Genomic DNA, 4710 nt, shown 5'->3' with positions numbered 1-4710 from the left:
ATCCATACTAATTTGCCGAAAGAAAATTGCATCTTCTAGATCATGAATACTGTAAGAAATATCATCAGCAATATTCATAACACTGCAATCAAATGTTTTATATTTTGTTTTTTTATGATCTGGTTTTGGGGCTGGAAAAGATCTTTGAAATTCTATTCTTTCATTATCAGTAATATAACTTAATAGATTCAGAACTGTTTGGTTGTCACTATCATAATAACATTTTGGAGGATTCCATCTTGAATTATCTATTAAATATTCCGTAATCTCTTTTTGATCGGAGATTCTTCGATCTAAACTAGGATATGTTTTTACATTCACCAATGCACTGTAGGTTGCAGGATACTTTAGTACTCCCAATAAAGTTCTATAAGTAAGATTTAAAGAATCTACTTTATTAATTAGTCTTAAAGTTTGTGCGTTTCCCTCAAATCCCCCATAGTTTCTCATTTTATAATTTAGTGCTTGCTCTCCACCATGACCATATGGTGGGTGTCCAATGTCATGAAGTAATCCAATTGTATCGAGCAAAGTGTCTATATCTTCATTTTTCTGAGAGTTTAAGAAAATAAGCTTATCTTCTAGATTTTTTTTCTTATCTTGTTGTAATCGATATAATAGATTATTAAAAATGCTTTTTGCAATCGAGGCGACTTCTATGGAATGAGTTAATCTATTTCTATGAAAGTCAGAATCCTTGCCGCTTACAATTTGAATTTTACCCTGAAGCCTACGAAAAGAATAAGAATGAACAACTTTACATTTATCTTTTTCAAATGGAGTTCTGTGATCTAAGTTTTTTTCTGTTTCCAGTTCAAACCTAAATGTGTGCCAGTTAATGCTATTCATAATTTATCATCCTTGATTATATGAAATTATAGCACACAAAGTTTTTCCTTAGTTTTCGATTAAATTAATGAAAAGAATTGATTATCCCGAAGAAAAGAATTTTCTAAGGGCGCAATATACATTGCTTCGCAATGTTATCTTTTTAACCAAGAAAATATACTTCCTTTGGTCTAATATTTAAAAAATAATGATGTCAAAGTAAATGGATTTTGGTTAACGAACTAATTTAAAGGAAAAAAATATATGGCATTACTTGATCAAGTTAATTCGATTAATAAAGACGAGTTTACAAAAGAATTTCTTAATAAATATTTGGAGTTAGGTTTCGGATCTTTATCTAAACATGATATTGATTTACTTGTTTATTATCTTATTAAGAAGCACTCAAAATTATTTAATGGTAAATCAAATTATGAACTGTCTTCACTTTTGAAGATAACAGAGAGGAAATTGCAAAGTATTCAAATCGAGTCATATCTTCGATATGAAAATATTTCCATATCAATAAACTTAAATGAATTAATTGGAAAGATTGGCAGTGGGGATATTAAACCAGAAATTGAGGGAGATAAGATACGAATTTTGATAGACTCTCCTGTTTTAAAGAGGGATTTTGAGTATGCAATAACCACTATAGGTCATTTAGTCGATTATTCTTTTAATAAAAACATTCTTACTTTAAGATTGTCGTCCTTTTTTGAGGCTCTTGGTAATACAGCGAGCGGAATAGGATTAAAAAAACAACTCATTGATTTTCTTAGAAAACAACAAAAAAATTCTGAGGACATTCAAATTGAGATTGAACAAAAATCATGGTGGAGCAAGCAATTTAGTAGTTTCAAAACAGCTGTCAAAGAAGAGGCCGCGCAATTCATTTTTAAAAGTATTCTATCTGTTTTGATAACTCACATGGGAGGTGGTTAGAACAACGATCCCTTTAAAAAAAAATCAGTTTTCTTTGTTCTAAATAAAGTAAAAGTCACAATTTCCTGCCTTACTTCCAAAGAGGTCAAAAACTTTGGATCTCTGATTAATAAACTCATATTTTATTAATCATTATTATGCTATATTATGATTAATAAAAAGCGAGGTTATTAATCATGAAATGGAATTGGCAGCTTGAGAATTGGCCAAATTTTACTTGGGACTCCGATAAATTAGTTGTGTTTGAACAGTCTTTTACTGAGAACGCGGGTATTATTATTGGTTCTTCGCAACATATATCTCAAGAAGGTAAGCAAAATTTATTTATCGATTTAATGTGTACAGATGCTTTGGATAGCTCAGAAATAGAAGGAGAGCATTTAAATAGAGATAGCGTGCAATCGTCTATACAAAAAGAGTTAGGATTGTCTACGGAATCTCCTAGAGCTAGCATGGCAGAGCGTGGGATCGCTAAAATGATGGTTAATATATATCAAACGATTTCTAGTCCGTTAACACATCAGGTTTTATTTGAATGGCATCAATTTTTAATGGGTAATAGTCATCATTTAGAACATATTGGTCAATATCGTAAGCATGAAGAAGCAATGCAAATTGTTTCTGGTCCTGATTATGATCGAAAAATCCATTTTGAAGCGCCTCCTTCAAAATGTGTTCCTGCCGAAATGGATCAATTTATTAATTGGTTTGAACGGAGTTCTCTCACTGGTTCAGCTCCTTTACCCACATTAACCCGAGCAGGAATAGCCCATTTGTGGTTTGAGAGTATCCATCCTTTTGAAGATGGAAATGGAAGAATAGGGCGAGCTATAGCAGAAAAAGCTTTATCCCAAGGATTTTCAAAACCAGTAATGACAGTATTGGCAAAAATATTATTAAAAAAGAGAAAGGAATATTATCAACAGTTAGGTTTAGCAAGCAAAACCTTAGATCTAACATCTTGGTTGATATGGTTCGCTAACATCGCTCTAGAAGCGCAACAAAGCACTTATTTGTATATAGATTTTATTATTAAGAAATCTGTTATTTTAAGGGAAGCGGAAGGGAAAATTAATCCAAGGCAAGAAAAGGTTTTATTAAGATTATTTCAAGCGGGGCCTGATGGATTTGTAGGTGGTTTGAGTGCTAAAAATTATATGAGCATAACAGGCGCACCGATCGCAACAACAACCAGAGATTTGAATGACTTGGTGAAAAAAAATATTCTCAAACGAACTGGCGAACTTAAAGCGACTCGTTATTTTTTAAATCTAGATAAGGCTTAAATGTAATTTTTGAGATTTGGTACGCAGTGAGTACCAAATTAAAATGTCTAGCAGTGAGTTCCAAAATGGAACTTACTCAAGTGTATCATTTGGCCGACATTGACCGCCAAATTGAATATAAGGAATACAAATTTATTTTCTATATCTAATTTGGATCTCAATGCGATCCAAATTGAAGAGGTTGGATACCAATAATATCAGCAGATCTAATAACGCCCATACACTTTAAAAAATAATCGGTAATCAATTGCATTGGTTTTCTCAACCGATCCACATCTGTAATGATATACCCAGCGGTCACATCATTACTCATTTTATGATTCATTAGCCGTTTAAGCGCATAAGCAGAAATATCCAAGCTTTCAGCAATAGTGATAAAGGTACGTCTTAAATCATGAACGGTAAAGTGGACACCAGATGCTTTGGTTACATTAGCCATTTGTTTACGTGGCTCAATAATATGACCAGCAGCACCAGTTCCTGGGAATACATAATCGTTTATCTTCTTCTCATGACGAGCTACCAATAAATCATAGAGAAAATCAGAAAGGGGTAGGGTGTGGGATTCGTTATTTTTTGTTTTAACCACAGTAAAGGTTTTTGCTGCTAGATCGACATTTTCCCATTTTAAGGTTGCAGCTTCTTCTCTTCGTAAACCTGTGAGTAAAACCAATAATAAATAGTCACGAAGAGTTTCATTCTCAATGTTTTTCAGACCTATATACCAAGCTTCTAATTCATGCGGTTTGATATAGGTTTGTCGGCGTTCTACTCGATACCATGCGCGAGTTTGAGACAGACGTCTTACAGGGTTCTCCATAATTAGTGATTTACCTTGAGCATCTTCATATTGACCAGCAGCAAAATTGAAGAGGGCGCGTAAAACACGCATTGCAAGGTTGGCATAGGCTTCACCATGCTCTGTTCCTAATTTTTCATGATGCTTGCTAATGCGATCTTTAGTAATTGACAAAATAGGCTTATTTTTCCAAGTAGGGAATGCCTTATCAATCATATGAGTGTAATTATTAATGGTTTTAGGTTTTAAGGTTTTTCGGGTTTGTATGTATTCTTGAAAAACTTCGTTTAAAGTAATTTCACGCATAGATTGCGCTTTTTTCTCAGCAACAGGATCTTTACCCATAGCAATTTGTCCGAGTAGTTCTGTCGCTTTCTTTCGCGCCATATCAGGACTAATTTCGGGGTAACGACCAATAGTTATCCGATTAAGTTTTCTATTGATGAGCTTTTCAACAAAAAATGCTTTAGTGCCTCCTGAGGTGACACGTACGCCAAATCCTTTGAGGTTGTCATCGTAATATTTCTTTTGAGCACTTTGCCCTGTTTTAATCGATTGGGGAATAGCTAAGTTCTCAATATTTGTTTTGTTGATTCGCATATAGTTCTCATTATTTAAATTGAGCGTGTCGTAACGTGTCGAATATGTGTCGAAGAATAAGGTCAAATTCATTAAAAGAACTTATAACCTAATATATCTGTAATATCAAATAAACAAAAGGAATTTAAAAGAAAATCATATCGTGTCGAAATGGCTAAAAACCACTATTTTCTAATTCGTAATCAGAAGGTCCGCAGTTCGATTCTGCGCAGCGGCATCAATGGAATCAATGAGTTATAGTAATTTTTTGTT

Annotated in this window: 4 protein-coding genes; 2 read left to right on the top strand and 2 right to left on the bottom strand. The window is 33.4% G+C overall.

Annotation, left to right across the window (positions count from 1 at the left end):
- A partial coding sequence (dgt, locus tag LOX96_RS17425; protein ID WP_250456461.1) for a dGTP triphosphohydrolase occupies positions 1-849 on the bottom strand: 849 nt, incomplete at its 3' end.
- Positions 850-1092: 243 nt separating this feature from the next.
- Here dgt and LOX96_RS17420 point away from each other — a divergent pair.
- Entirely contained in the window at positions 1093-1773 is a 681-nt protein-coding gene (locus LOX96_RS17420; RefSeq protein ID WP_250424791.1) for a hypothetical protein, read from the top strand.
- Positions 1774-1949: 176 nt separating this feature from the next.
- Positions 1950-3059: a Fic family protein gene (locus LOX96_RS17415; RefSeq protein WP_250424792.1), complete on the top strand. Its 1110-nt coding sequence runs from the start codon at positions 1950-1952 to the stop codon at positions 3057-3059.
- A gap of 157 nt (positions 3060-3216) precedes the next feature.
- Here the strand turns inward: LOX96_RS17415 and LOX96_RS17410 are convergent, their stop codons facing one another.
- Entirely contained in the window at positions 3217-4458 is a 1242-nt protein-coding gene (locus LOX96_RS17410) for a tyrosine-type recombinase/integrase (protein ID WP_250424794.1), read from the bottom strand.
- Positions 4459-4710: the final 252 nt, after the last annotated feature.

This window comes from Legionella maioricensis, from assembly GCF_023618015.1.
GTDB lineage: Bacteria > Pseudomonadota > Gammaproteobacteria > Legionellales > Legionellaceae > Legionella > Legionella maioricensis.
Note: the sequence above shows the minus strand (reverse complement) of the source record. Positions and strands in the feature narration are given on the sequence as shown.

Bases quoted from the DNA above. Each gene is read 5' to 3' on its own strand.
- LOX96_RS17420 (WP_250424791.1), top strand. From the start codon at position 1,093: ATGGCATTACTTGATCAAGTTAATTCGATTAATAAAGACGAGTTTACA.
- LOX96_RS17415 (WP_250424792.1), top strand. From the start codon at position 1,950: ATGAAATGGAATTGGCAGCTTGAGAATTGGCCAAATTTTACTTGGGAC.
- LOX96_RS17410 (WP_250424794.1), bottom strand. From the start codon at position 4,458: ATGCGAATCAACAAAACAAATATTGAGAACTTAGCTATTCCCCAATCG.